Here is a 23502-nt window from a genome sequence, read left to right as displayed (position 1 = left end):
AGCGTATCCGCCTAGGATGAAGGAACGTTAGAGGAGGGTGGGGAATTGAGACCGCGCTTGCGCGATTGAGCCTGAATGGCGTGCCAACGGCTTTCGAAGGTAGCATCAATTTCACCCTGGGCACTGGTTACCCGACAGCCGCCCCGGGCAAGTTGGTCATCCGGTTGCAGCTTCCAGTTGGCGGCCCTGAGCTCATTGCCCAAGTGCTCTTCTACTAGAGCGTGATCATCGGGGTTGAGCCAAAGGCGCTGCTGACCTACCAAGGGTGGCTCGGTGTGCAGTAGCTCGCGGACAATGGCTAAAATTTGTTCAGGCGTATCCTGCAGGGCATCACTGGCAAGCTGTTTGCCGGTGGCTAGTGCTAACTCGACCAGGTCGTAGGCGATGGTGTCATCAAGGCGTTCAAGCGCATCTGAAAACTGTTTGCCCAGCGTTTCCAGCGGCGCAACGGTCTTGCGAACTTGTGCTTCTAACTCGACCTTTGCCTGCTCGGCAGCTTCTTCTAGGCCTTTTTCGAGCCCCTCGTTACGGCCTTGTTCAAAGCCTGCGGCATAACCCTCTTTTTCGGCCTGCTGACGAATACGCTCGTGCAGTGCCTGGCGTTCATTCTCTTCGCGCTGGCGTGCCAGCTCGGCGGCTTTTTGCGCTGCTTGTACTTTGCGCTGGTGGGCGGTGGGTACCTCGCCATCTGATGTGTGGTTGCTCTGCGTGGCTGCCAACTCATCCATTTGCCAGCGACGCCAATCGCCATGGCGATCAAATTTAGGCGAGTGAGTATTAGACATACTCGTCGTCTCCGCCCGCCAAGACTATTTCTCCTGAATCAGCTAAACGCCGTACGACTTGCAGGATAGCTTTCTGCTCGGTTTCAACTTGAGAGACGCGGATAGGGCCGCGGGCTTCCATATCTTCACGAACTAAATCGGCAGCGCGCTGCGACATATTGCGCAGGAACTTGTCCACCAGAGCGTCTTGAGCCCCTTTAAGGGCCACCACCAGCGAGTTGGTTTCGACTTCTTGCAACACCATCTGGATAGCGCGGTTGTCGAGGTCAAGCAGATTCTCGAACAAGAACATTTCGTCGATAATTTTCTGAGCCAAATCTTCGCTGTGCGCACGCACGGTCTCGATAGCGGTCTCCTCTTGGGAGGAGTTCATTAAGTTGAGTATCTCGGCCGCGGTTCTTACGCCGCCCATTTTGCTGCGCTTGAGATTCTGGCCATCCAGCATGCTGGTGAGTACTTCAGTCAGCTCTTGTAGTGCGGCGGGCTGAACGCCGCTAAAGGTGGCGATGCGAAGTACCACATCATTACGCAGTTTTTCTTCAAATAGTTCGAGGATATCGGACGCTTGGTGGCGATCCAGGTGAACCAGAATCGTCGCAATGATTTGTGGGTGCTCGTCGCGAATGAGTTCGGCCACCATGGAGGCTTCCATGAGGTTAAGTGCGTCGATGCCCGAATTATTGCCCGTTGTTTCGAGAATATCTTCAATTAGGCTCGTCGCGCGTTCGCTGCCCAGCGCTTTGGTCAATACCGAGCGGATGTGATCGCTGGAGTTAAGGTTAAGCGCTACAAACTCTTCGGACTCCTTATGGAACGCTTCGAGCACCGCCTTCATGTCGTCATGGGAGACCTGGTTCAGCCGGGCCATCTCCATACTAATTTCTTGTACTTCAGCGGCGCCGAGGTACTTAAACACTTCAGCGGCACTGTCTTCATCGAGTGCAAGCAATAAGACAGCGCTCTTGCGAGCACCGCTCATTTCAGCAATTGAACTACTCATTAGCATTCATCCAGCTACGAATGATCATCGCGACCATGCGGGGGTCTTCCTGAGCCATTTCACGCAGGTCATTGAGGTTATGCTCATAGAGTGAGGTTTTACGCCGACGCTTCGGCTTGGCGTAGGTCTCATCGCTCTCGTCAGGTGCTTCTTCACCCTCATCGTCATCATCGCCACCGACGCTAGCCGCCAGCGTCCCGCCAGGTGCAGCCGTTGCCATGACCGGCATTTGGGTATAGCGCTTAATCAAGGGGCGCAAAATCAGCAGGTAGAGCAATAGGATCGCCAGCGCAACCAGTAGGTAACGACCCACAGTGGCAGCCATTGACAGAATATCGGGGTCTTTCCACCACTCGACATCCACGGTTTCCTCGACACTGCGCGCAAAGGGGGAATTGACGACTTCAACTTCATCCCCGCGCAATTGCGAGAACCCCATTGCTTGACGAACCAAGCGTTCAATTTGAGCCACCTCATTGTCCGTTAGGGCTACGTCGACCCATTCGCCTTCGTCGTTCATTTCCGAGCGGAAGTTCACGACCACCGCAGCGGATAGCCGCTCTATCTGGCCGAGGCGGTGCTGGACATGCTCAATGCTGCGATCGACTTCATAGTTGATAACGTCGTCTTGGCGCAAGTTACGCAACGCTTCCGGTGGCACATCTTCTTGCTGGTTGTCACCTTCTTCCTCACCTTCCGGCTGGTTGATAGGGGAGGGCATGGTGCCGGGTGGCGTATTGGTGAGTGCGCCTGGAATGCCTGTGGCCAATGGGTCTTCACCGTCAAATGCAAGGCTCATCTGGCGGCTACGCACGGCTGCTTCGTTGGGCGGTTGGTTGGGCCCGTAGCGTTCAGAGGTTTGCTCGCGCCGCGAGAAATCGATCTGCGCTGCAACCTGGGCGCGCACGTTATCGCGACCCAAAATAGGCGTTAGAATATGCTCGATGCGCTGCTGGTAAGAGCGCTCAACCTCGGCAATATACTCAAGCTGCGAACCATCCAGGTCGTTTCCATTGCTTGTCTCTGCAGACAGCAATCGGCCATCCTGATTAACCACGGTGACATCTTCAGCAGCAAGCTCTGGCACGCTACCCGAGACCATGTGGACGATCGCGCTGACCTGGCCTTCACCCAAAACGCGGCCAGGTAAAAGGGTTAGCACAACGGATGCTTTAGCTGGCTCACGATCACGAATAAATACCGATGGTTTGGCCATGGAGAGGTGAACCCTCACGCCTTCTACCGGCCCCAGCGATTCAATTGAGCGCGCAAGTTCTCCTTCCAGGCCCCGCTGGTAATTAATCTGCTCAGCAAACTGGCTAATGCCAAATGCCTGGCTATCCATTAACTCAAGGCCAAGATTGCCGCCGCGGGGAAGACCCTGCTCAGCAAGCTGTAGGCGAAGCGTGTGGACCTGGTTACTAGGAACCATCAACGCTTGGCCGCCTGCACTGAACTGATAAGGAATACCGCGGGCATCGAGCTCATTGATGATACTGCCACCATCAGCTTCGCTCAGGTTGCTGTAAAGCACGCGGTAGTCAGGACTGCTGGCCCACATAAAGAGAGCCGCCACAATAGCAATTGAGGCAGCACCAGCGACGAGCAGTGCGACTAGTGGATTGCCACGCAACTGCTTCACCGTGCGCTCGAAAGCCGAGCTGCTGGGGGTGTCGCGTTCGGTATTTCCACTACCTGTGCTTCCACTACGGGGAGCGGCTTGATTCGTACTGTTTTGACGGCCTGCCGTTGCACCAGTTTCGCTCATGCATCCCTCCAAAGGGGCAGGCAATACTGGCGTCGGCCCAGGCGCATCACCAAAGAAGGCATAGGCTATATCCGTCAATCGCGGTTATCCGCCTAAAAGATGAGGCGGAATTGTGATGACGGCTATTATCCGGTGGCTAGTCGAGCCTAAAGGAAAGATAAGCTTTGCTTTTTATGCGCATTTGTCCGTATGAGGCGAGTTGCTTTGGTGTTAGGCTTTTCGCATTAGATCTTTTTTGCGAATTGAGGTGAGCGTATGAGTACTCCCGCAATACAGGCTGCGCTACAGCAGATGCAAGGCATGGCGACCCAGGCGGCATCCACGCAGCCCCTTAGTGGTGCTCAGGCGTCAGCAGCTGTCGGGCAAGGCGGTTTTGGCGGTGAGCTACAGGCCTCTATTCAGCGCATTAACCGACTTCAGCAAGTGGCTAACAGTCAGGCGATGGCTTTTCAGGCGGGTGACCCTAATTTGCAGCTCAATGATGTGATGGTCGACATGCAGAAGTCCAGTGTTGCGTTTCAAATGGGGCTTCAAGTTCGCAACCGCTTAGTTTCTGCATATCGTGATGTTATGAACATGCAAGTGTAGGGCTTTAGACGTCAAGCTTTAGGCTTCAATAGAGATTATTCGTCCTTGCATTTCTTCTAGTCGTTCAGCGATGTCGAGTACTTCTTCTGCTGGTATCTGGCGTATTACTTCTCCAGACTCCCTGTCTATGACCCGCGTAATAACGCGTGAGGTTTCTTCGCTTAATTCAAACTCTAGGCCATGGGGGCGCATTATCTCGTTAATGCGTTGAATGGGTTCGATGAGTTCGACGGCAGAGATTTCCCGCTCGCTGGTATCTGCATTCTTAAGCTGAGTATTCGTTGTCGCTAGCTGTGCCAGTGTGTTTTCTAGCCGCTGACGTGGGTTCAAGTGGGTTAGCGCCGATGACAGCGGTGTTATTGCTTCGGTGGGTAAAGAGCTCATGGGGCACGTTCCTTTTTAAAGTCAGCTTTGGCAGCCAAGTACTAGTGTTGTAGCGTGAAACGGCAGCCATAGCTCGGATTTTTACTAATTAAAAAACGTTTCTACATGTTTATCGGCAGGACGCTGAAAAACTTTACACTTACCGACGTGGCGTTATCTTTACTTGTTATTGTGAGCGTCGACTATATAACTCCGTGTGCCTGCTTGCTACAGCCTTCCTAATAATTCTGAGAATGATGGTTTTTTGTGCATACGCCACGCTGTTGGCATCTGATATGCTTCTCCACTTTGCGGTGAACTAATTAACGCATAAGAGCAAGTGAGGCGAGAATGGTGGCGCAGCAGGATGAGTTTGAAACAATAGCAAGCACAACAGTGATCGAGTCTTTGCTGAATACCTTGATCGAAAAGGGCGGTGTATCGCTCTGTCTTGCCGCGACGGGTGCGCGTCCAGAGCCCATTGTCTTGATGGAGCAGCACCTGGGGCAAACATTGGTGATGGATCTCTCATCAATTGATTATTTGCTTCACCATCTTCAGGGCGGCGCCGCTTTTTACTTGCGCGGGCAGGCGCAAGGCAAAGTGGTGCAAACGCCTCTGCTGCACCTGACGGAGACGCGTCAGGCTGGAGGGCGCTTTCTGTGTTGCAGTGATTATCCAGCATCGTTGGAAGTATTGCAGCGCCGTGAGTCCTTTCGCGCTGAGTTGCGCATGGGGATGGTGGTGTCGGCAGGCTTGTGTGGTGGCGATGCTGAAATAGGAGGTGAGTTGCGGGATTTATCCCAAGACGGCTGCCAGCTTGAGTTGCCTTTGGCGGCTAGCGGCCTGTTGGCGGAGGTTGCTAGTCCACTGAAGCTAGCGTTTACCTTCCCCGATGGCACGTATTTTGAGGTGCTTGGAGAGCCTCGCCATCAAAAGACAGACGCTGAGCGCCATCTGTTGCGCGTCGGTTTCAACTTCGTTGAGTGTAGCGCGGAGCAAGAGCGGCAAATTTGGTATTTCGTGTGTGAAATAGAGCGCGAAGCGGCCCGTTATAAAAAAGAAGAACAAAGCGAGCGTCAACCCTCACCGCTGTTCGCCCTGCCAAGCAGGCGTTCGGGCGCCGGAGAGTTGATTGGGCGGCGTGATGTCCAGCGCTATGCTACCCCCATGGCGCGTCGGCTGGTAAAAGTCGCCGCCTATCTGGATACACAGCTGCTGTCGTTACAACAAGGTAGCGATATCGATGGTCGTCAACTCTCCCGCTATGCTGATCGAGTATTAGATCTTCACGAAGAGGATCGTGAGGCATTGCTATTTGCCTCTCGATGCTTATTTCCAGAGCCTTTAATCGTGCGCCACGGTATTGCAGTCGCCATTCATTTGCTCGATTTTGTGGGTGCCAGCATGCCCCGTGAACTACGCAAGGCGATAGTGGCCAGCGGCCTTGTTCATGATCTTGGCAAGGCGCTGGTTCCTCAAGTGTTATTCAAGGCACCGCACTTTGAGGCGAGTCATCGAAAGGCGATCAGTGAGCATGTTCAATTGCTGCTTGGTCGTTTGCATAGCTGCCAGTGGCTGTCGGCGGGTGTCGCTCAAGCGGTGATTGGGGGGATTAATGAGCGTATGGATGGTAGTGGATATCCAGGGGGGCTGAGTGGGGCCGACCTTAGTGAATTGGCTAAAGCGAGCGCTGTGGTCGATGTAGTAGAGGCAATGCGGCGGGATCGTGCAGATCGGCCGGCTAAAACAGCGCAGCAAATTTATCGCCATTTACTGCAGCACCCACACCACTTTGATATGCGCTGGATTAAGCGCTACATCGAACATTTTAAGGGGCTGCCAGTAGGCTCGTTGGCGCGCTTTTCCAGTCAACAGCAGGGCTGGATATTACGCATCGATGCTAAAGGCAATCCCACGGAAGTGTTGCTTGCGCCGCAGGTAGAGCCGCCTATGCGTGACAACGTGGGAGTGGTCGTGCGGAATGATATAACTGAGCGGCTTGGGCGAACCGTCGGTGAGATCGCCGTGTCTACCTGAGGGGCGGACACAGAGCGTTAGTGAGTGATAAGCAGTCAATAGCTGTCATCTGCAACGCTAAAAAAGCATTGTAAGCCGTTAAAGTCTCCTAGACTCGCGCCGATAGATACTAGTAGTGCAGTTCGTTGTTTGTTTTTATCTTTTAATATTCGTGGTTTCTCACTGTATAGGGTGAGCATAAAACCACGCACAGGAGTTCCGCTTATGACTTACTCTCGCGGTGGCGCCGCCTATGGGCGGGGAGCTAACGCTTATGCGCGTGTCGGCGTAGAAAGCGGAGTGATGTCGGCAGACCCTCATCAGCTTATTGTGATGTTGTTTGACGGTGCCCAGGCCGCTATTCGTGCTGCGCGTATTCATATTCAGGCGGGCAATACGGCCGAGAAAGGCAAGTCGATAGCGAAAGCGCTGGATATCGTTAATAACGGCCTTGCCGCTGCTCTTGATCAAGAGAAAGGTGGAGAGATTGCCGAGCGCTTGGCCTCGCTTTATGACTATATTGCTCGCCTGTTATTGGCGGCCAATCTGCGTAACGATGAAGAGAGCTTAAATCAGGCCGAGCGCCTTCTCGAAGATATCGCCTCAGCCTGGCGTGATATTGGTCAACGGCAGAGCGCGTGAGGCAATAATGTCAGCATCTACATCTGCTCATGATAAAAATGCTCAACAGTCGTTGCTCAATAGCTATGAAATGCTGTTAAGCCGCGTTGAACACATGCACGAACTTGCTAATGCTGAGCAGTGGGCAGAGCTGATCGATCAGCGTACAAGCTATGTGGTGCTGGTGGAACAGCTGCGTGAGTTAGACATAACCGTATCTCTCGATAACGATGCTCTGCAGCGCAAAGCGGCGCTGCTTGAACGCATTCTTGAACATGATGTGGATATTCGGCGTCGCTTAGTATCGCGTCGCGATGAGCTGGGTAAGCTAATTGAGGTGTCTCAACGTCAGCGAGACTTGCACCGCGCTTATGCGCCCCAACAAGGCTCTGAGGTTGCGTATGAAGCGGATGAAGCTGATTCCACGAGGTCGTCGTGAGCGGTATTACCCCTCTTATTGATACGCTCTTGCACCAGGTGCTAGGGCGGCAAGGGGAGTTGTCATTGCAGCGGGCGCTGGATCAACCCGTAAAGCCTATCCCTCCAGGCCAAGGGCCGCGTGCAGTGATGGGCGATGCTAATTTGGATGGGCGAGCATCGGCGTCACCGTTAAGCGATTTAAAGCGGTTGCCGCTTCCTACCGATGGGGGGCGAACATTACCCCGTGGTGATGCATCGCCATCTCCCCCAGGTTCAACGCAGACGCATTTTAGCCCTGCTGCAAGGACTATCGCCGACGTTCTGTTACGTTTCCCAGCTCCCCCCTCGGTGATGAGACCAGAAGCACCTCTAATCACCAGCCAAGAAGCACCAGCAGCTAGTGCAGTAGCGACGCGCTTAGAAGCAAGTATTCGTGACAGTGGGCTGTTTTATGAGTCGCATTTGAAACGTTGGTTCCAGGGCGAGGGTGTCAGACAGCAGTTATTAAAAGAACCACAAATGCAGGCTGGGCCACGTCCGTTAGTGCCCCTTTTACCCACTGGTTTGGGGGCTGCGCATGCGCTGACGACGGGGTTGGCCCCATTGGTCACACCTGGGGCGCAGCAAGTGCCAGGCCAAGGTGGCATGTTTATCCTGCCCAACGTACCGCTGGTGCCCGTTAACCATGAAAATGGAATGGCCCGTTCCAGTGTTGCATCGACTGCTCCTACTGCGGGTTCGCCCGTTGCTCCCGCCCAAGCTGCTACTCCCACCCAGAATGCGCCTGCTGCTATTGCAGGCGAAGGGCGTGAGATTAGCCAGGCAAGGGAGGCAGCCGAACTGGTGGCCAACCGTCCTGCTCGCGAAATCGTCCATGAAAGTTTGCAGAGTCTGGTGCGTCAACAGCTTGAGATGTTAGTGATGCCGACTATCCGTTGGGAGGGAGATGTCTGGGCAGGAATTTTTATGGCTTTGGTTATCAACCTCCCCGCTCGCGAGGAGGGAAAAGAGGGTAACCAGCAGGAAGGTGAGCCGGATGGCGGTTGGCGCTCTGATATGCAGCTTGATGTTCCCAGTTTGGGTTCGTTCAATGCGTCTTTGTGGCTCTATCGAAATGTGTTAAGTATCGATTTCACCACCGAAAGTACGCAGGCTTATCGGCGCATTGACGCTGGATTACCCGCGTTAGAGAAACGTCTGAGCGCCTTGGACTTACAGAAGGTGCAGCTTCGCGCACGCTTTATCGAAGCGGAGGTTGAAGATGGTAGCGCCGGGTGAGCGTCGTCGCCAAGCTGTTGCGCTGGCTTATCAAGATAACGACCGTGCGCCCAGAGTAGTGGCGAAGGGCTATGGCGATTTGGCCGAGCGCATTATGGCCGAAGCTCATCGCCAGGGCATTTATGTGCACGACGCGCCAGAACTGGTAGCGCTTTTGATGCAGCTAGATCTGGACGCAGAAATCCCTTCAAGCCTCTATCAAATCGTTGCAGAACTCCTAGTGTGGGTATTCGAGTTGTCAGAAGAGGGACTGAGTCATCGTGTAATCCCTGAGTAGCCAATTACAGACGTTGTGTGCAACCATGAGAACAGGTAGTGAAAAGTCATTAACGGCGCCAGTATAATGGTTACAACATCGCGCCTGAGTCGTTCAATGGGACATCATGAGTCAAACCAACTTTCTCGATGAAATTCAGGAAATAAATTTAGCTTATTTGCTTCTAGCGCAGCGCTTGCTTGATGAAGATCGTGAGGCTGCTATGTTTCGTTTAAAAATAGACAGCGATGTCGCCGAACTGATTGTGTCACTTAGCGCTCGCCAACTTACCAAGCTGGCGCGGACCAGCCAGCTGCTGTGCCGGTTTAGTCAGATGAGTGCTGAGCGGCTTCGTCAACTCACTGACAACCCTCGTGATCAGGGATTGGCTGGCTTGCACGCCTCACTGCTTTTGGCTGGAGAAACATTTGAGCCAATGTCAGGGGAGACGAAGTGAACCAGAAAAGCTTGATCGATGAAATGCACCAAGTACAGCTGGCGATCGAATTGATTGAGCTGGGTGCGCGGCTGCAAGTGTTGGAAACAGAAACGGAATTAAGCCGTACACGTTTGATTAAGCTGTATAAGGAAGTGCGTGGCATGTCACCGCCAAAGGGAATGCTACCTTTTTCCACCGATTGGTTTATTACCTGGCTTCCCAATGTTCACTCGTCATTGTTTTACAATATTTATTTAAGCCTGAAGACGGCGGCAGGTTGCGATCGAATTGATGCCTTCGTTAAAGCATATCGACTCTATGACGAGCAGATGTCGCTGGAAAAGGCTGAGCCGGTTCTTGGGCTGACTCGCGCATGGACGCTGATACGATTTTTCGAGAGTGATTTGCTTCAACTCAATCAGTGTACACGCTGCAAAGGGCAGTTTGTGGCGCATGCGCATAGCCCCGCTCAGCACTACGTTTGTGGCATATGTCAGCCACCTTCACGGGCGGGGAAAACGCGCAAGGCACAGCAATTAAATAGTGAAAATATGTAACAAGTTCATCACCCTCGCCACTAATAGCAGGAATTAGGGTATAAGGAGTAGTGATGAGTTATTAGTCATAAAATATGAGAGCATCGGCGTAGATAGCCGCAAAAGTCAGCGATACTTTTTAATTAGATAACAGCTTAGCCCTAGTATGATAGGGCATAAGTCATGCTCGGGATGGAACATCTCTTAAACATCAGAACAGGTGGCTAAGTTTTGGTTCCCTTACATTAATACTGAATACCGCAAGGACTCTGCTTGTGCTGATACCTCTAGGCTATGTAATCGTATTGCTGTCTGTGTTTGGTGGCTATGTGCTGGCAGGCGGCAGCTTAGGTCCCCTGTACCAGCCCCTTGAGCTGCTGATTATTGGCGGCGCGGGTGTTGGTGCATTTATCGCAGCGAACAATGGTAAGGCGATTAAAGCGACATTTAAAATTCTGCCCCGGCTAAAGCGCGCAAAAAAATATAACAAAGCACTTTATATGGAGCTAATGGCACTGCAGTTCAAGTTACTGTCCAAAATTCGCCGTGAGGGGATGTTGGGCATTGAGCGGGATATTGATAACCCGCAAGAGAGCCCTCTGTTTCAGGAACACCCGACGGTGCTGGCCGACCCGCATATCATGAATTTCCTGACCGATTATCTGCGCTTAATGGTTAGCGGTGGTATGGAGCCTATGGAAATCGATGAGCTGATGTTGCATGAAATTGAGGTCTTTGAGCAGGAGGCCCACGTGCCCATTGACGCCATCGCCAAAGTGGGCGATGCGATGCCCGCCTTCGGTATTGTGGCGGCGGTGATGGGGGTTGTTAAAACACTGACCTATGCCGACGCCTCACCGAGCCAGATGGGCGAGATGATCGCTCACGCACTGGTGGGAACCTTCCTGGGCATTTTGTTGGGCTATGGTTTTGTCAGCCCTCTTGCAAGTTACATTGACCGGCAGGCTAAAGAAGCCGAAAAAATGCTTCAGTGTATTCGCATTACGCTGCTGGCAAGTTTGCACGGTTACGCACCCCAGTTGGCCGTTGAGTTCGGCCGCAAGGCACTCTTTGCTGCCGAACGCCCGAGCTTTACCGAGCTTGAAGAGTACGTGAGGGATGCAAAAAAGGCCGGTAACGCATGAGTAAGGGTGGTGACAAGCGTCCGATCGTCATTCGGCGCAAAAAAGTTGTCCATGCCCATCACGGTGGTGCCTGGAAAATTGCCCTAGCGGATTTTATGACCGCTCTGATGGCCTTCTTTTTAGTGTTGTGGATTTTAAGTATCGCCAGCGAAGATGAGCGGCGCGGTGTGGCGGAGTACTTTAGCACTCCGCTCGTTAACGCCATCACCGGTGGGGATCGCTCTGGTAGTACCAGTGCGATTCCAGGCGGCGGACCGGATCCAACCCATAGCGATGGGGAGCGGGCGCGCATTGATAGCCTTCAGCGCACTCGCCCAAGCATGCAGGAGCGAAACTTCTTCAGGAATTTGCAAGAGCGTATTGAGCGAGCCATTGAGCAGGATCCCGAGCTGCGCCAGTTGCGTAGTCAGATGCGTTTTGACTTAACCCGTGAAGGGCTTCGAATACAGCTGCTGGATACCGACCAACGGCCCATGTTTGAGTTAGGTAGCGACCAAGTCGCTCCTTATATGCGTAGCCTCTTACGCACTATTGCACCGCTGCTAAACGAGCTTCCCAATGAGCTAAGTATCAGTGGGCATACTGATAGCGTTCCCTATGCGGGTGGCTATCGCGGCTACAGTAACTGGGAACTTTCCAATGATCGCGCTAACGCGTCGCGTCGCGAGCTTATTGCGGGTGGGTTTGACCCAGGTCAGTTGCTGCGCGTATCGGGCTTTGCGGATCGCGTGCTGTTGCCCGAAACTGAGCCAACTGATCCAATCAACCGACGCATAGAGTTGGTGGTGCTCTTTCCAGAGATTGCTGATGCAATTCGCGATCCTGCCGTAATGGATTCGGGTGCTGCATCGCCGGAAGCTTCAATCGAAGCGCTAGAAGCATCAGCCGAAGTGCAAATTGAATCAACACAACAAGATGAGCCTCAGGTGCAAGCGCCAGAGTGACCTGAGCCTGTCATAGCATTTTATAAAAGCGACGTTAAGGGTGGAGCGGTGAATGGATATAGCGGATTTTTTTGACACCTTTTTTGAAGAGGCTGAAGAGCTGCTGTCGGATATGGAGCAGCATTTATTGGAACTGGATATTGATGATCCAGACAGTGAGCAGCTCAATGCTATTTTCCGTGCCGCCCACTCGATCAAGGGGGGAGCGGGAACCTTTGGTTTTACCGTGCTACAGAAAACCACGCATATTTTGGAAAACCTCCTCGATTACGCACGTAAAGGCGAGCTGACGCTGCGAGCTGACCTCGTGGATACCTTTTTAGAGGCTAAAGACATCATGCATGAGCAACTCGATGCCTATCGCAGCGAAGAGGAGCCAAATCAAGAGGCATTTGAGCGCATTTGCCAAACGCTGCAACAAATTGCCCTGGATGAAATTGGCCAACAGCTAGATGGGCCGGCTACCCCAGCTTCAGAGCCCAAGGCTTCGTCTGCCTCAAGTGAGAACGGCGCAGAAGGCAAAAGTAGCGAAGAGAAAGCCGCGAACGGCCATCTGTTAGTGGCGCTTCTTAACGTTGAAGATAAAGACCGCATCTTGCTGGTTGAAGAGCTAGAGCAGCTTGGTGAAGTGCAGTCTCAGTCCGGCGACGCAAAGCGTTACGAGGTAATCCTTAAAAGCAGCGACAGTGCTGACGATATTGAAGCGGTCATGTGCTTTATTATCGAGCCAGACCAGATTGAGATTACGGCCGTTGAGGGCGTTGCTGCTGAACCAAGCCCCCCCGAGGAAGAATCTCCGGCGCCTGCTGCCCCGGCGCCGCAAGCTCCTGCAGAAAATACGGCCTCTAAAGCCAGCCCAGCAAAGGCAACTGCCAAAGAGAAACCCAAAAAAGCCGCCGCCGAGTCGTCAATCCGCGTATCTGTGGATAAAGTCGATCAAATTATCAACTTGGTGGGTGAGCTGATCATCACCCAGTCGATGCTTGATCAAACGGTTAGCGATTTAGAAGAGGATCAGTCGGTTGGCAATGCCTCATTGCAAAATGGCATGAGCCTGCTGCAGCGCAACGCGCGTGATCTCCAGGAAGCGGTCATGTCGATTCGAATGATCCCCATGGAGTTTGTATTCAGCCGCTTCCCTCGCGTGGTGCGCGACACCGCCGGTAAGCTAGGTAAAGAGATCGAGCTGATTACCGAAGGCAAGTCGACCGAGCTAGATAAAAGCTTGGTGGAGCGGATCACCGATCCGCTAACACACTTGGTGCGTAATAGCCTTGATCATGGCGTAGAGATGCCTGATGTACGCGAAGCCATTGGCAAACCGCGTATTGGTAAACTTACCTTATCGGCGCGCCATCAGGGCGGCAATATTTTGATTGAAGTGCGCGATGATGGTGCCGGTATGGATCGTGATCGTCTACTTGCCAAAGCACGTGAAAATGGTCTTAACGTGTCTGACACCATGCCCGACGAAGAGGTCTTCCAGCTCATTTTTGCCCCCGGTTTCTCAACCGCTAAAGAAGTGACCGACGTATCCGGTCGTGGCGTGGGCATGGATGTGGTGAAGCGTAACATTCAGAGCATGGGCGGTCGGGTTGAAATACAGTCGAAGCTAGGCGAAGGCACCAACACCCGTATCGTATTGCCGCTTACGCTGGCTATTTTGGACGGTATGTCGATTAAGGTCGGCGGCGAGACGTTTATTCTTCCGCTTTCCACCGTGCTTGAGTCGCTACAGCCCTCAAAAGACGATATGTATGCCATGGCCGGTGACGACGTGGTGATCAAAGTGCGCGACGAGTATCTGCCAGTGATCGCCATTCACGAAGTGCTGAACGTCGAGAATGCAATCACCGATCCCACCAAAAGCATCGCTGTCATTGTGCAGGGCGAAGGTCGCCGCTACGCCATGTTGGTCGATGAGCTGATCGGACAGCAGCAGGTCGTGGTCAAGAATCTGGAAGACAATTACCGCAAAGTCCCCGGGATCTCGGCCGCAACCATTTTAGGTGACGGTAGCGTTGCGTTGATTCTAGATATTACTGGTTTACATCGCCTGAGCCGATACAAAAAAGAGGCAGGCAAAAAAGTAGTAAACAATCAAAATCTTTCATCTTTTAAGGAGGCTGAGCCGTCATGAGTCAAGCCAACAGTGGTGCGGTGCTAGCCGCAGAAGCCGAAAACCGCGAATTCCTAGTGTTCTCATTAGGTGATGAAGAGTACGCCATTGATATTTTGAAAGTGCAGGAGATCCGTGGTTACGAAAACGTAACGCGAATTGCCAATGCGCCCGACTTTATCAAAGGCGTTACCAATCTACGTGGCGTGATTGTACCGATCGTTGATCTACGCATTAAGTTTCACTTTGAAACGGTCGAATACGGTGGCCAGACAGTGGTGATCGTGGTCAATGTTGCAGACCGGGTGGTCGGTATCGTCGTAGATGGCGTTTCCGATGTGATGACATTGACCCCCGATCAAATTAAACCAGCACCGGAATTTGGCGTCACCCTCTCATCTGATTTCCTCAGCGGACTGGGCAGTTTAGATGACCGCATGCTGGTACTCGTGGATATCGATAAGTTGCTCACCAGCGACGAAATGGCGCTAGTAGAAAGTACCAGCAGCCAATAAGGCGATCCAAGCGTGGCACAGGGAGCGTGCCAGATCCGTTTCACCTAATGATGCATTCGTGCGCTATGGAAGGTGCTAGCGAGTGCCGGTTGTGCGTGGAGAAAAGGGCGTGACACAGCGAATGCGGCAATTAATGAATAATATGACGGTGCGTTTAAGTTGGGGCTTAGTACTAGCGACGCTTTCGGTACTTGTCTTAATTGCCAGTGGTATCGGCCTTTATGCCCTGCACCATGGCGCAGCAATCGTGCAGGCATCTGGCGACGTGCAGACGCAACAAGCCGCTTTCAGTGCTTTTGCCGCAACGGTTCGCTGGGCGCTACTCGGCATTGTGGTGATGACTATTACCACGGTTGTCGTGGTTGTCTGGGGGGTAACGGCCAATGTGCTGCGCCCCCTAGATCGTTTGGTGGGCCATTTTGAGCGCATGGCGCAAGGGGATTTAAGCCAGGCAATCACTTCGCCGGGTAACAATGAAATCGGGCGGCTTTATAGCGCCATGGCGCACATGCAGGGCTCTCTCTCGCAGACGGTAGGCACTGTGCGTACCAGCGGCACATCGATTTATGAGCGCTCACAGCAAATTGCCAGTGGTAATAACGACCTCTCTTCACGCACAGAGCAGCAGGCGACTTCTTTAGAAGAGACGGCTTCTAGCATGGAACAACTAGCCTCCACGGTAAGCCATAACGCTGAAAATGCTCGCCAGGCTAGCCAACTGGCCGGAAGTGCGACCCAGACGGCACGCCGCAGCGGGGAGGAGGTGGGTGAGATCGTCAGCACCATGCAGGATATCAGCGCAAGTTCTCATCAAGTTGCTGATATTATTACTGTTATCGATAACATCGCATTCCAGACCAATATCCTGGCGCTAAATGCCTCGGTGGAAGCGGCCCGCGCCGGTGAACATGGTAGAGGGTTCGCCGTGGTGGCACAGGAAGTGCGCAGTTTAGCCAGTCGAAGTGCCGCTGCCGCAAAAGAGATCCGCACGCTGATCGACGCATCCCTCAACAAAGTAGATACCGGTACCCAGCGCGTCAATCAAGCCGGTCGAACGATGCAAGACCTGGTGAGCGCTGTTCAACGCGTCAGCGATATTATGGATGAAATCGCTGCCGCTTCCGAACAGCAGAGTAGTGGCATAGGCCAAGTGAACCAGGCCGTGGCGCAAATGGATCAGGTCGTGCAGCAAAATGCCCAGCTTGTTCAGCAGGCCGCGCGAAGTGCCAATGAACTTGAAAGCGAAGCAGCGCGCTTACGTGAGGCTGTGGAACGCTTTCGTGTCACTGAAGCATCAACCCAACGTACATCATCCCCGCTGGCGGTTATGCCTTCGACAACGCCAAATCTCTCGGTACGGCACAAACATCCAGCGGAAGACACAGAGGAGTGGGCGTCGTTTTAATTTGCTTGGTAGGGCAGGCAAGCTCTCTTTTAAAAATAAAACACTAAAAAAGGCAGATCATGCGTAATAACCAGCCAGTCTCTCAGCGTGGAATTGAGCTAAAAGAGGACGACTTCTTAGTCTCGCGTACCGATACCAAGGGGCGCATCACCTATGCCAACCCTGCGTTTATCGCTATTAGCGGCTTTGAGCACGCAGAGCTGATAGGTGCGCCCCATAACCTGATACGCCACCCCGATATGCCGCCAGCAGCCTTTGAAAACCTCTGGCAAACCGTCAAGACGGGTGAGACGTGGCGCGGGCTGGTCAAAAACCGCTGCAAAAATGGCGACCACTACTGGGTAAACGCCAGTGTGACGCCGATTGTCGAAGATGGGCAGGTCGTGGGTTACACCTCTGTGCGCGTTCAGGCAAGCCGCGAAGCCATTGCCCAGGCAGAGCAGGCGTACGCAGAAATACGTGAAGGCCGAGGTAAGCGACTTTACTTGGATAAAGGCCGGTTACGTCAGAAAGGGGTGATCAAACGTTTGGCCCGGGTACGACTCGATACCATTCGAGCCAAGTTGGTCGGCATGATTGTCGTGGCAGGACTGCTGCTGCTCATTAGCGGTGGCCTGGGTTTATATGGCTTGAATGTCTCTGGCGAGCGTTTGGGCCAACTGAACAACGATGGCCTGCGTGACGTTATTCGCCTGCAGCAAATCGATCAAACCATTGCCCAAACCCGCCAAGCGATGATTGAGCCGGAGCGTATGGAGCTGATCAATCAGCGATTTGAGATGGGTGAAAGTATTCAGGAAAGCGCCGCCGAGGTCGCCGCAGTGTGGCAGGAGTACTACTCCCGGGGAGTCAACGCGACCGAGCTTGCCGCTGAATTTGATCAACAGTTACAGACGTTCCTGCAAAACGGTATGGGCCAAGCGGCCAGCGTTCTTCAAGCCGAAGAAACCTATCAAGCCTTTACCGGCTTGGATGCGGTGATCAGCGTGATGACCAACGAAGGCCGTGTTCTGTCAGGTATGGTCAACCAACTAATTGCCCAGAAACAGCAGGCAGCTGAAGGCATGGCCGATGAAGCCCAGCAGGGGCAAGCCACGATGCTGGGTGCGCAGGCCATCGTGCTTGGGATTGGTTTGCTACTGCTTATTTTGATTGGCGTGGTTACCTCGCGGGCGATTACTAGGCCGCTAAAAAGTGCCGCAGGTTTTACGCTACAAATTGCTGGCGGTAATTTGGCCGCTAAAGTGCCCGCCCAGCGGCGTGATGAAGTGGGCCAATTGATGGACTCGCTGAACACCATGCGTAAAAGCCTCAGCAGCATCATTGGCGACGTTAAAAGCGGCATTGACGTAGTTACGCCAGCTGCCCAGGACATCGCTAGTGGTAACGAAGAGCTTTCGTCGCGTACTGAGCAGCAAGCGGCCTCTTTGCAGCAAACCGCTTCCAGCATGGAAGAAATGACTGCGACCGTGCGCCAAAACAGCGAAAACGCTCAAGAAGCCCGTCGTCTAGCCGATAACAATGCTATCCAGGTGACGAATACCGGCGAGTTGATGGCACAGTTGGTCGATAATATGCAGCGGATTACTCAAAGCTCCCAGCAGATGGCCGATATTATCAATGTGATCGATTCAATCGCGTTTCAGACCAATATTCTGGCGCTGAATGCATCGGTTGAAGCGGCACGCGCAGGTGAGCATGGGCGTGGTTTTGCCGTTGTAGCTGAAGAGGTGCGTAATTTAGCGGGCCGCAGCGCAGGCGCTGCTCAAGAAATTCGTGGCCTGATTGATGGTTCTAACCGTGAGGTTAACGCGGGGGCTAGTTTGGTGACCAAAGCCGAAGCAGCAATTAGCGAAGTGGCAGAAGCCGCGCGTAGTGTGACCCAAATCATGCACGAGATATCGGCTGCCTCCGAAGAGCAGAGCCATGGTATTGCCCAGGTTAACCAGGCAGTAGCAGAGATGGATCAAGGCACCCAGCGCAATGCTGTGCGGGTTCAAGAAACCGCACGTGCGGCGGTTTCCTTAGAGAGGCAGGCAGGGCTATTAGCGTTATCGGTGGAAGCGTTTCGATTAAACAGTCAGGGGGCGCTACGTCCGCCAGCAGTGACAGCGCACAAGCACGCTGCTCAACTGCCTAGTGCCGCGCCGTCGAATAATTCGCCCGTTAAACGGCAAGCAGCCTCAGCAGAGGAGTGGGAAGAGTTTTGACCGAACAACGTGAACGGGTTGCAGACGCTGGCCAGTGGACATCAAGCAGCCAGATTGAACGCGATCTGGTACTGACGGATGCGGATTTTACGCGTATTCGCGAGCTGATTTATCAGCGCGCCGGTATCGTGCTGGCTGAACATAAGCGTGAAATGGTCTATAGCCGTTTAGCAAAGCGGCTACGCCACCATGGCATGACGCGCTTTACCGATTATTTGGTACGCCTGGAGCGCCAGCCAGAAGCCAAAGAGTGGGAGGCATTTACCAACGCACTGACCACCAATCTCACGGCTTTTTTTCGTGAAGCGCACCATTTTCCGCTGCTGGCTGAGCATATAAAGAACAAGCAAGACCCGGTCACTATTTGGTGTTCGGCCGCCTCCACTGGGGAGGAGCCCTACTCGCTGGCAATGACGTTGTTGGAAACGCTGGGCGCTAAAGCGTCGCAAGCCAAAGTGATCGCGACGGATATTGATACCGATGCGTTAGCCAGAGCTCGCGCTGGGGTTTATCCCTTGGAGCAGGTGCGTAAGCTCGATGACGCGCGGGTCAAACGGTTTTTTCAGAAAGGTACCGGTAACCATGCGGGCTTTGCACGAGTACGCCCAGAAGTATCTGCATTGGTGGAGTTTCTGCCACTTAATTTGCTGGCGCCGCAATGGCCAATTAAAGGCCCTTTTGATGCGGTGTTCTGCCGAAACATCATGATTTATTTTGATAAAGATACTCAATCAAAAATTCTTAAGCGGTTTGCGCCACTGATGAAGCCCGATGGCTTGCTGTTTGCAGGCCACTCAGAAAACTTCTCGTATATCAGTGATGCGTTCAAACTGCGTGGCCAGACCGTTTATAACTTGGCTAAAAAATGAACAATTATCGTGTCTTTATGATCGCTTTAGGCGCTGTGGCTCCGGCGGTTGCAATCACACATCAGGCGTCTACAGCAAGAGGAGGCGTGCTTTGAGCGCAGCCAAGATCAAAGTATTATGTGTCGATGATTCGGCGCTAATTCGCGATTTGTTAACAGAAATTATTAATTCCCAGCCCGATATGGAAGTCGTTGCGGTAGCGCCTGACCCCATTGCCGCCAGGGATTTGATCAAGCAGCACAATCCTGATGTGTTAACGCTTGACGTGGAAATGCCGCGTATGGACGGCTTGGATTTTCTCGAGCGGTTAATGCGTTTGCGTCCTATGCCGGTGCTAATGGTGTCGTCGCTAACCCAAAGCGGTTCGGAGATCACCCTGCGCGCGCTTGAGCTGGGTGCGCTGGATTTTGTCGCCAAGCCGAGTCTGGGCATCCGCAACGGGATGATGGAGTACGCCGACGAGATTGCCGAAAAACTGCGTGCTGCGGCGCGCTCCCGCCCTCGTCAGGCACGGCATAAAAACACTCCACCACCAGCGGCCTTGAAGGCCCCGCTGGTCTCGAGTGAAAAATTGATTATCATCGGCGCGTCCACCGGCGGCACTGAAGCGATTCGGGCGGTGCTTGAACCGTTACCGGCGAATGCCCCAGCGATTTTGATTACCCAGCATATGCCCGGTGGTTTTACCCGTTCGTTTGCCGAGCGGCTAGACCGGCTGTGCCGGATTACTGTTAAAGAAGCCACTGATGGCGAGCGGATCCTGCCTGGGCACGCTTATATTGCTCCTGGGGATCAGCACCTCAAGTTGGCACGCAGCGGCGCTAACTATGTGGCGCGATTAGATGATGGCCCGCCGGTAAACCGCCACCGTCCATCGGTAGACGTGCTGTTCCACTCAGCGGCTCAGCACGCAGGCAAGAATTCCATCGGCGTGATTCTTACCGGTATGGGTAAGGACGGCGCGGCAGGGCTGCTTGAGATGCGTGAAGCGGGCGCGCCCACCATTGCTCAAAATGAGCAGACCTGTGTGGTTTTCGGTATGCCTCGAGAAGCCATTGCGATGGGTGGCGCGGTGGAAGTGGTGGCTTTGGATGATATTCCCTCACGGATGATGGCACTGATCGCTGCCTCCGGCCGCGCCCAGCGTGTGTAGTGCGATTCATCAAAAGTTTGCAATCATAAAAACGTAATAAGCTCGCAAGGGACATCATAATGAATCGTTTACTGCGCAACTTGAGTATTCACGCCGCTGTGGTCGCGGCACTTAGCTGCTTTGTCGTGCTGATTTTGGTGATTGCGGGTTTGGGGGTTGTGGCTGACCGCAACGCGCAAAATAACTTGGCAACGCTAAGCCAGATTAGCGATGCGCAGTTAAATGAGATGAACCGCGCCGACTCGCTGCTAAACCAAGCCATGCTGGCGATGGAAACTGCCTCGAACTATTTAATGGTGGGGCAGACTCGTCAATCCAATGAGCAGGTCGCCATCGCTGGTGATCGCATTGCGCGTGCCGAGGATCGTTTCGAGCGTTTTGCGTCAAACTCATTCTCTCCGCAAGGTGAGGCATTGGCAAATGCCCTGATTCAGAACTTTAATGCTGTCATGGGGCTGGTTAAACAGCAGCATGAAACCTTCGAGTATATGGATTTAACCAGCTACAACAATCTTCGCGATGAGCTGGAAGGGCCGTTAATTAATTTGACCAATAGTATGACCGCATTTGTTGACTATGGCTTCCAGCGGGTAGATGTCATACGAGCCGACGCGGAGGCTCAGGGCAATCTGTTTACCATGATCAATGTGGCAGTAGTGGTCTTTGCCCTGTTGATGACCTTGGTGATCTACTTCGGGTTACGCAGCACGGTGATTGCGCCGCTAAGAGGCGCCATTCAACGCCTGGACGCGATTGCCGAGGCCGACCTAACCGATCCATTGCCGGAAGCGGGTAAAAACGAAATAGGTCGTTTGTTTGGCGCCATGGGCACCATGCAGCAGAACCTCACCAATATCGTTAGCCGCGTACGTGAAGGCAGCAACGAGATTCATCACGGCACCCGCGAGATTGCGAGCGGTAATGCTGACCTCTCATCGCGCACGGAGCAGCAGGCTGCGTCGATTCAGGAAACCGCGGCCAGCATGGAAGAGATGACCGCGACGGTAAAACAGAATGCCGACAATGCTCGCCAAGCCAGCACATTGGCAGCAGATGCATCCACCACGGCTGAGCGCGGTGGTGAGGTAGTCTCTCAAGTAGTTCAGACCATGCACGGCATCTCTACCAGCTCGAAAAAAGTCGCCGACATTACCAGCGTGATTGATTCGATTGCCTTTCAAACCAATATCTTGGCGCTTAATGCCTCGGTAGAAGCCGCCCGTGCCGGCGAGCAAGGCCGAGGCTTTGCGGTGGTGGCGGGGGAAGTGCGTAACTTGGCCAGCCGCAGTGCGGATGCGGCCAAAGAGATTAAAACCCTGATTGATGCCTCGGTAACGCAGATTCAACAAGGTTCCACCCTGGTTGAACAGGCGGGCACCACGATGTCGGATGTGGTCACCGCGGTGCGCCGCGTCACCGATATCATGGATGAAATTTCTGCCGCTTCCCAAGAGCAGAGCGACGGCATTGAGCAGGTCAGCCAAGCCGTGGGCCAGATGGATCAAGTCACCCAGCAAAACGCCGCGCTGGTACAGCAAGCCACTGCGGCGGCAGCATCGCTCGAGGAACAGGCCAACCGGCTGGAGCAAGCGGTAGCCGTGTTTAAACTGTTAGGTATGCAAGGTTCGTCACCTCAGACGCTGCCTACTGCATCGCCAGCAACGAATACTATTTCTGCAAATGCTATGTCTGCAAATACTATGTCTGCACCCAGGGTCGACCAGCAGCAAGCGAGTCGACCAGCCGCCAAGCGCAGCGACCACGAAGAGTGGGAAGAGTTTTAAGAATGAGTTTTAAGAATGAGTTTTGAAAACCAGTTTTAAGTAACGACTTTAACCCCCTGACTGTACTTTTTCAGTCACCCCAGTGCCATATACTGATTGATTAGAGGATGACCCATGGCAGATAAGAATATGAGTTTCCTGGTTGTAGACGACTTTCCTACCATGCGTCGGATCGTGCGTAGTCTGCTTAAGGAGTTGGGCTTCACCAATGTGGATGAAGCCGAAGATGGCCAAGATGCGCTCAATAAACTGCGCGCTGGCAAGTTTGAATTCGTCGTTTCCGATTGGAACATGCCGAACCTGGATGGCCTGGAGATGCTTAAGGAGATCCGTCAGGATGACGCCTTGAAAAGTCTTCCCGTGCTGATGGTCACCGCAGAAGCGAAGAAAGAGAACATTATAGCGGCCGCTCAGGCGGGTGCTAACGGCTATGTCGTCAAGCCGTTCACTGCCGCTACCCTGGAAGAGAAGCTCAACAAGATCTTCGACAAGCTGGGTATGTGAGCGACTGGGCCTATGTGCTTGGTTAACGAGGAGACAACATAATGAGTCAGAATGAGCAGTCCGATTCTGCCCAATCGTCCGAACAAGCCGCTGAAGACCTAATTCATCGCATCGGTAAGTTGACGCGCATGTTGCGCGAAAACATGCGCGAGTTGGGGCTAGATAAAGAAATTGAGAAGGCGGCCGAAGCCATCCCTGATGCACGCGACCGCTTGCACTATGTCGCCACCATGACGGAGCAGGCAGCAGATCGAGCGCTCAATGCCGTTGACCGTGCACAGCCGCTGCAGGATCAGTTGTCAGACCGAGCGGAAGCGTTGGATAAGCGCTGGGCCGAGTGGTTTGAAGCGCCGAAAGAGCTCGATGAGGCCAAGGCACTCGTCGTCGAGACGCGCACTTATCTTAGTGACGTGCCCGATGTGGTTTCCGCGACGAATAAAGAGCTGATGGAAATCATGATGGCCCAGGACTTTCAAGACCTGACCGGCCAGGTGATTAAGAAGATGATGGACGTGATCCATGAGATTGAGCATCAGCTGGTTCAGGTGCTTATTGATAACGCGCCGGGCGCACATGCACGAGAAACACTGCAGCGCAAGGCCGAGGATCAGTGGAAAAGCGACAATGCACGGCGTAACGAAGAGCTTTTGAATGGGCCGCAAGTGAAGGATAATGTCCCTGATACCGTCTCTGGACAAGACCAAGTAGACGACTTGTTGGATGAATTAGGCTTTTAAAGCGCGTTATTACACGCCCTCTGGGCACGCAAGCACGCTATTCA

General features: G+C 53.4%; 23 protein-coding genes. 19 read left to right on the top strand and 4 right to left on the bottom strand.

The window, feature by feature from the left end; translation table 11 throughout:
- Positions 1–11: 11 nt before the first annotated feature.
- The 3 genes from KUC_RS05255 to fliF are packed head-to-tail and all read right to left on the bottom strand — an operon-like array spanning position 12 to position 3553.
- Entirely contained in the window at positions 12–785 is a 774-nt protein-coding gene (locus KUC_RS05255; protein ID WP_007112088.1) for a flagellar assembly protein FliH, read from the bottom strand.
- A complete protein-coding gene (gene fliG, locus KUC_RS05250) occupies positions 778–1785 on the bottom strand; it encodes a flagellar motor switch protein FliG (RefSeq protein WP_040479586.1) in 1008 nt (335 codons plus the stop codon). The genes KUC_RS05255 and fliG overlap by 8 nt, the downstream gene beginning before the upstream one ends.
- Positions 1778–3553 (bottom strand): flagellar basal-body MS-ring/collar protein FliF, encoded by a 1776-nt coding sequence (gene fliF / locus KUC_RS05245; RefSeq protein ID WP_007112086.1) that lies wholly within the window; start codon positions 3551–3553, stop codon positions 1778–1780. Before fliF ends, fliG begins: the two co-directional genes overlap by 8 nt.
- A gap of 255 nt (positions 3554–3808) precedes the next feature.
- Between fliF and fliE the strand changes: the two genes are divergently transcribed.
- Positions 3809–4141 carry a flagellar hook-basal body complex protein FliE gene (fliE, locus tag KUC_RS05240; protein WP_040479584.1) on the top strand — a complete coding sequence of 111 codons (333 nt, stop codon included), beginning with the start codon at positions 3809–3811 and terminating at the stop codon, positions 4139–4141.
- Positions 4142–4159: 18 nt separating this feature from the next.
- Here the strand turns inward: fliE and KUC_RS05235 are convergent, their stop codons facing one another.
- The gene (locus KUC_RS05235; protein ID WP_007112084.1) at positions 4160–4525 is read right to left on the bottom strand and encodes a flagellar protein FlaG; all 366 of its coding nucleotides are present in this window, start codon (positions 4523–4525) and stop codon (positions 4160–4162) included.
- A 330-nt stretch (positions 4526–4855) separates the two neighbouring features.
- On the opposite strand from KUC_RS05235, the gene KUC_RS05230 reads away from it, so the two are divergent.
- The 18 genes from KUC_RS05230 to cheZ all read left to right on the top strand — a co-directional run bounded on the left by KUC_RS05230 (position 4856) and on the right by cheZ (position 23458).
- A complete protein-coding gene (locus tag KUC_RS05230) occupies positions 4856–6544 on the top strand; it encodes an HD domain-containing phosphohydrolase (protein ID WP_007112083.1) in 1689 nt (562 codons plus the stop codon).
- Between the two features lie 204 nt (positions 6545–6748).
- Positions 6749–7165, top strand: coding sequence for a flagellar export chaperone FliS (gene fliS, locus KUC_RS05225; protein ID WP_007112081.1), 417 nt, complete (start codon positions 6749–6751; stop codon positions 7163–7165).
- Positions 7166–7172: 7 nt separating this feature from the next.
- Positions 7173–7583: a flagellar protein FliT gene (fliT, locus tag KUC_RS05220; RefSeq protein ID WP_007112080.1), complete on the top strand. Its 411-nt coding sequence runs from the start codon at positions 7173–7175 to the stop codon at positions 7581–7583.
- Positions 7580–8842, top strand: a complete 1263-nt coding sequence (gene fliK / locus KUC_RS05215; protein ID WP_040479581.1) for a flagellar hook-length control protein FliK — start codon at positions 7580–7582, stop codon at positions 8840–8842. The genes fliT and fliK overlap by 4 nt, the downstream gene beginning before the upstream one ends.
- On the top strand, positions 8826–9119 hold the full coding sequence (locus tag KUC_RS05210) for an EscU/YscU/HrcU family type III secretion system export apparatus switch protein (protein WP_007112078.1): 294 nt from the start codon (positions 8826–8828) through the stop codon (positions 9117–9119). The genes fliK and KUC_RS05210 overlap by 17 nt, the downstream gene beginning before the upstream one ends.
- Positions 9120–9225: 106 nt before the next feature.
- Positions 9226–9555: a flagellar transcriptional regulator FlhD gene (flhD, locus tag KUC_RS05205; protein ID WP_007112077.1), complete on the top strand. Its 330-nt coding sequence runs from the start codon at positions 9226–9228 to the stop codon at positions 9553–9555.
- Entirely contained in the window at positions 9552–10094 is a 543-nt protein-coding gene (gene flhC / locus KUC_RS05200; RefSeq protein WP_007112076.1) for a flagellar transcriptional regulator FlhC, read from the top strand. The genes flhD and flhC overlap by 4 nt, the downstream gene beginning before the upstream one ends.
- 254 nt (positions 10095–10348) lie before the next feature.
- A complete protein-coding gene (motA, locus tag KUC_RS05195) occupies positions 10349–11218 on the top strand; it encodes a flagellar motor stator protein MotA (protein WP_007112075.1) in 870 nt (289 codons plus the stop codon).
- Positions 11215–12162 (top strand): flagellar motor protein MotB, encoded by a 948-nt coding sequence (motB, locus tag KUC_RS05190; protein WP_007112074.1) that lies wholly within the window; start codon positions 11215–11217, stop codon positions 12160–12162. Before motA ends, motB begins: the two co-directional genes overlap by 4 nt.
- A 52-nt stretch (positions 12163–12214) precedes the next feature.
- Complete coding sequence (cheA, locus tag KUC_RS05185; RefSeq protein ID WP_007112073.1) at positions 12215–14302, top strand: chemotaxis protein CheA; 2088 nt, start codon at positions 12215–12217, stop codon at positions 14300–14302.
- Complete coding sequence (gene cheW, locus KUC_RS05180) at positions 14299–14796, top strand: chemotaxis protein CheW (RefSeq protein ID WP_007112072.1); 498 nt, start codon at positions 14299–14301, stop codon at positions 14794–14796. The genes cheA and cheW overlap by 4 nt, the downstream gene beginning before the upstream one ends.
- Before the next feature lie 133 nt (positions 14797–14929).
- Positions 14930–16201, top strand: coding sequence for a methyl-accepting chemotaxis protein (locus KUC_RS05175; RefSeq protein ID WP_040479578.1), 1272 nt, complete (start codon positions 14930–14932; stop codon positions 16199–16201).
- A gap of 59 nt (positions 16202–16260) precedes the next feature.
- Positions 16261–18411, top strand: coding sequence for a methyl-accepting chemotaxis protein (locus KUC_RS05170; protein ID WP_007112070.1), 2151 nt, complete (start codon positions 16261–16263; stop codon positions 18409–18411).
- A complete protein-coding gene (locus KUC_RS05165; protein ID WP_007112069.1) occupies positions 18408–19280 on the top strand; it encodes a CheR family methyltransferase in 873 nt (290 codons plus the stop codon). The genes KUC_RS05170 and KUC_RS05165 overlap by 4 nt, the downstream gene beginning before the upstream one ends.
- A 91-nt stretch (positions 19281–19371) precedes the next feature.
- Positions 19372–20433, top strand: a complete 1062-nt coding sequence (locus tag KUC_RS05160; protein WP_007112068.1) for a protein-glutamate methylesterase/protein-glutamine glutaminase — start codon at positions 19372–19374, stop codon at positions 20431–20433.
- A 59-nt stretch (positions 20434–20492) separates the two neighbouring features.
- Entirely contained in the window at positions 20493–22217 is a 1725-nt protein-coding gene (locus tag KUC_RS05155; RefSeq protein WP_007112067.1) for a methyl-accepting chemotaxis protein, read from the top strand.
- A 114-nt stretch (positions 22218–22331) separates the two neighbouring features.
- Complete coding sequence (gene cheY / locus KUC_RS05150; protein ID WP_007112066.1) at positions 22332–22721, top strand: chemotaxis response regulator CheY; 390 nt, start codon at positions 22332–22334, stop codon at positions 22719–22721.
- Positions 22722–22762: 41 nt separating this feature from the next.
- A complete protein-coding gene (gene cheZ / locus KUC_RS05145; protein WP_007112065.1) occupies positions 22763–23458 on the top strand; it encodes a protein phosphatase CheZ in 696 nt (231 codons plus the stop codon).
- Positions 23459–23502 lie beyond the last annotated feature (44 nt).

The sequence above is a fragment of the Vreelandella boliviensis LC1 genome (genome assembly GCF_000236035.1).
Lineage (GTDB): Bacteria > Pseudomonadota > Gammaproteobacteria > Pseudomonadales > Halomonadaceae > Vreelandella > Vreelandella boliviensis.
The sequence above is the reverse complement of the archived record's forward strand: the minus strand, read 5'-3'. Positions and strand labels throughout refer to the sequence as shown.

Coding starts and splice junctions, on each gene's coding strand:
- KUC_RS05255 (WP_007112088.1), bottom strand. CDS start 785: ATGTCTAATACTCACTCGCCTAAATTTGATCGCCATGGCGATTGGCGT.
- fliS (WP_007112081.1), top strand. CDS start 6,749: ATGACTTACTCTCGCGGTGGCGCCGCCTATGGGCGGGGAGCTAACGCT.
- cheY (WP_007112066.1), top strand. CDS start 22,332: ATGGCAGATAAGAATATGAGTTTCCTGGTTGTAGACGACTTTCCTACC.
- KUC_RS05175 (WP_040479578.1), top strand. CDS start 14,930: ATGAATAATATGACGGTGCGTTTAAGTTGGGGCTTAGTACTAGCGACG.
- cheZ (WP_007112065.1), top strand. CDS start 22,763: ATGAGTCAGAATGAGCAGTCCGATTCTGCCCAATCGTCCGAACAAGCC.
- flhD (WP_007112077.1), top strand. CDS start 9,226: ATGAGTCAAACCAACTTTCTCGATGAAATTCAGGAAATAAATTTAGCT.
- cheA (WP_007112073.1), top strand. CDS start 12,215: ATGGATATAGCGGATTTTTTTGACACCTTTTTTGAAGAGGCTGAAGAG.
- motB (WP_007112074.1), top strand. CDS start 11,215: ATGAGTAAGGGTGGTGACAAGCGTCCGATCGTCATTCGGCGCAAAAAA.
- KUC_RS05170 (WP_007112070.1), top strand. CDS start 16,261: ATGCGTAATAACCAGCCAGTCTCTCAGCGTGGAATTGAGCTAAAAGAG.
- fliE (WP_040479584.1), top strand. CDS start 3,809: ATGAGTACTCCCGCAATACAGGCTGCGCTACAGCAGATGCAAGGCATG.
- KUC_RS05210 (WP_007112078.1), top strand. CDS start 8,826: ATGGTAGCGCCGGGTGAGCGTCGTCGCCAAGCTGTTGCGCTGGCTTAT.
- KUC_RS05230 (WP_007112083.1), top strand. CDS start 4,856: ATGGTGGCGCAGCAGGATGAGTTTGAAACAATAGCAAGCACAACAGTG.
- KUC_RS05155 (WP_007112067.1), top strand. CDS start 20,493: ATGAATCGTTTACTGCGCAACTTGAGTATTCACGCCGCTGTGGTCGCG.
- fliT (WP_007112080.1), top strand. CDS start 7,173: ATGTCAGCATCTACATCTGCTCATGATAAAAATGCTCAACAGTCGTTG.
- cheW (WP_007112072.1), top strand. CDS start 14,299: ATGAGTCAAGCCAACAGTGGTGCGGTGCTAGCCGCAGAAGCCGAAAAC.
- fliF (WP_007112086.1), bottom strand. CDS start 3,553: ATGAGCGAAACTGGTGCAACGGCAGGCCGTCAAAACAGTACGAATCAA.
- fliG (WP_040479586.1), bottom strand. CDS start 1,785: ATGAGTAGTTCAATTGCTGAAATGAGCGGTGCTCGCAAGAGCGCTGTC.
- KUC_RS05235 (WP_007112084.1), bottom strand. CDS start 4,525: ATGAGCTCTTTACCCACCGAAGCAATAACACCGCTGTCATCGGCGCTA.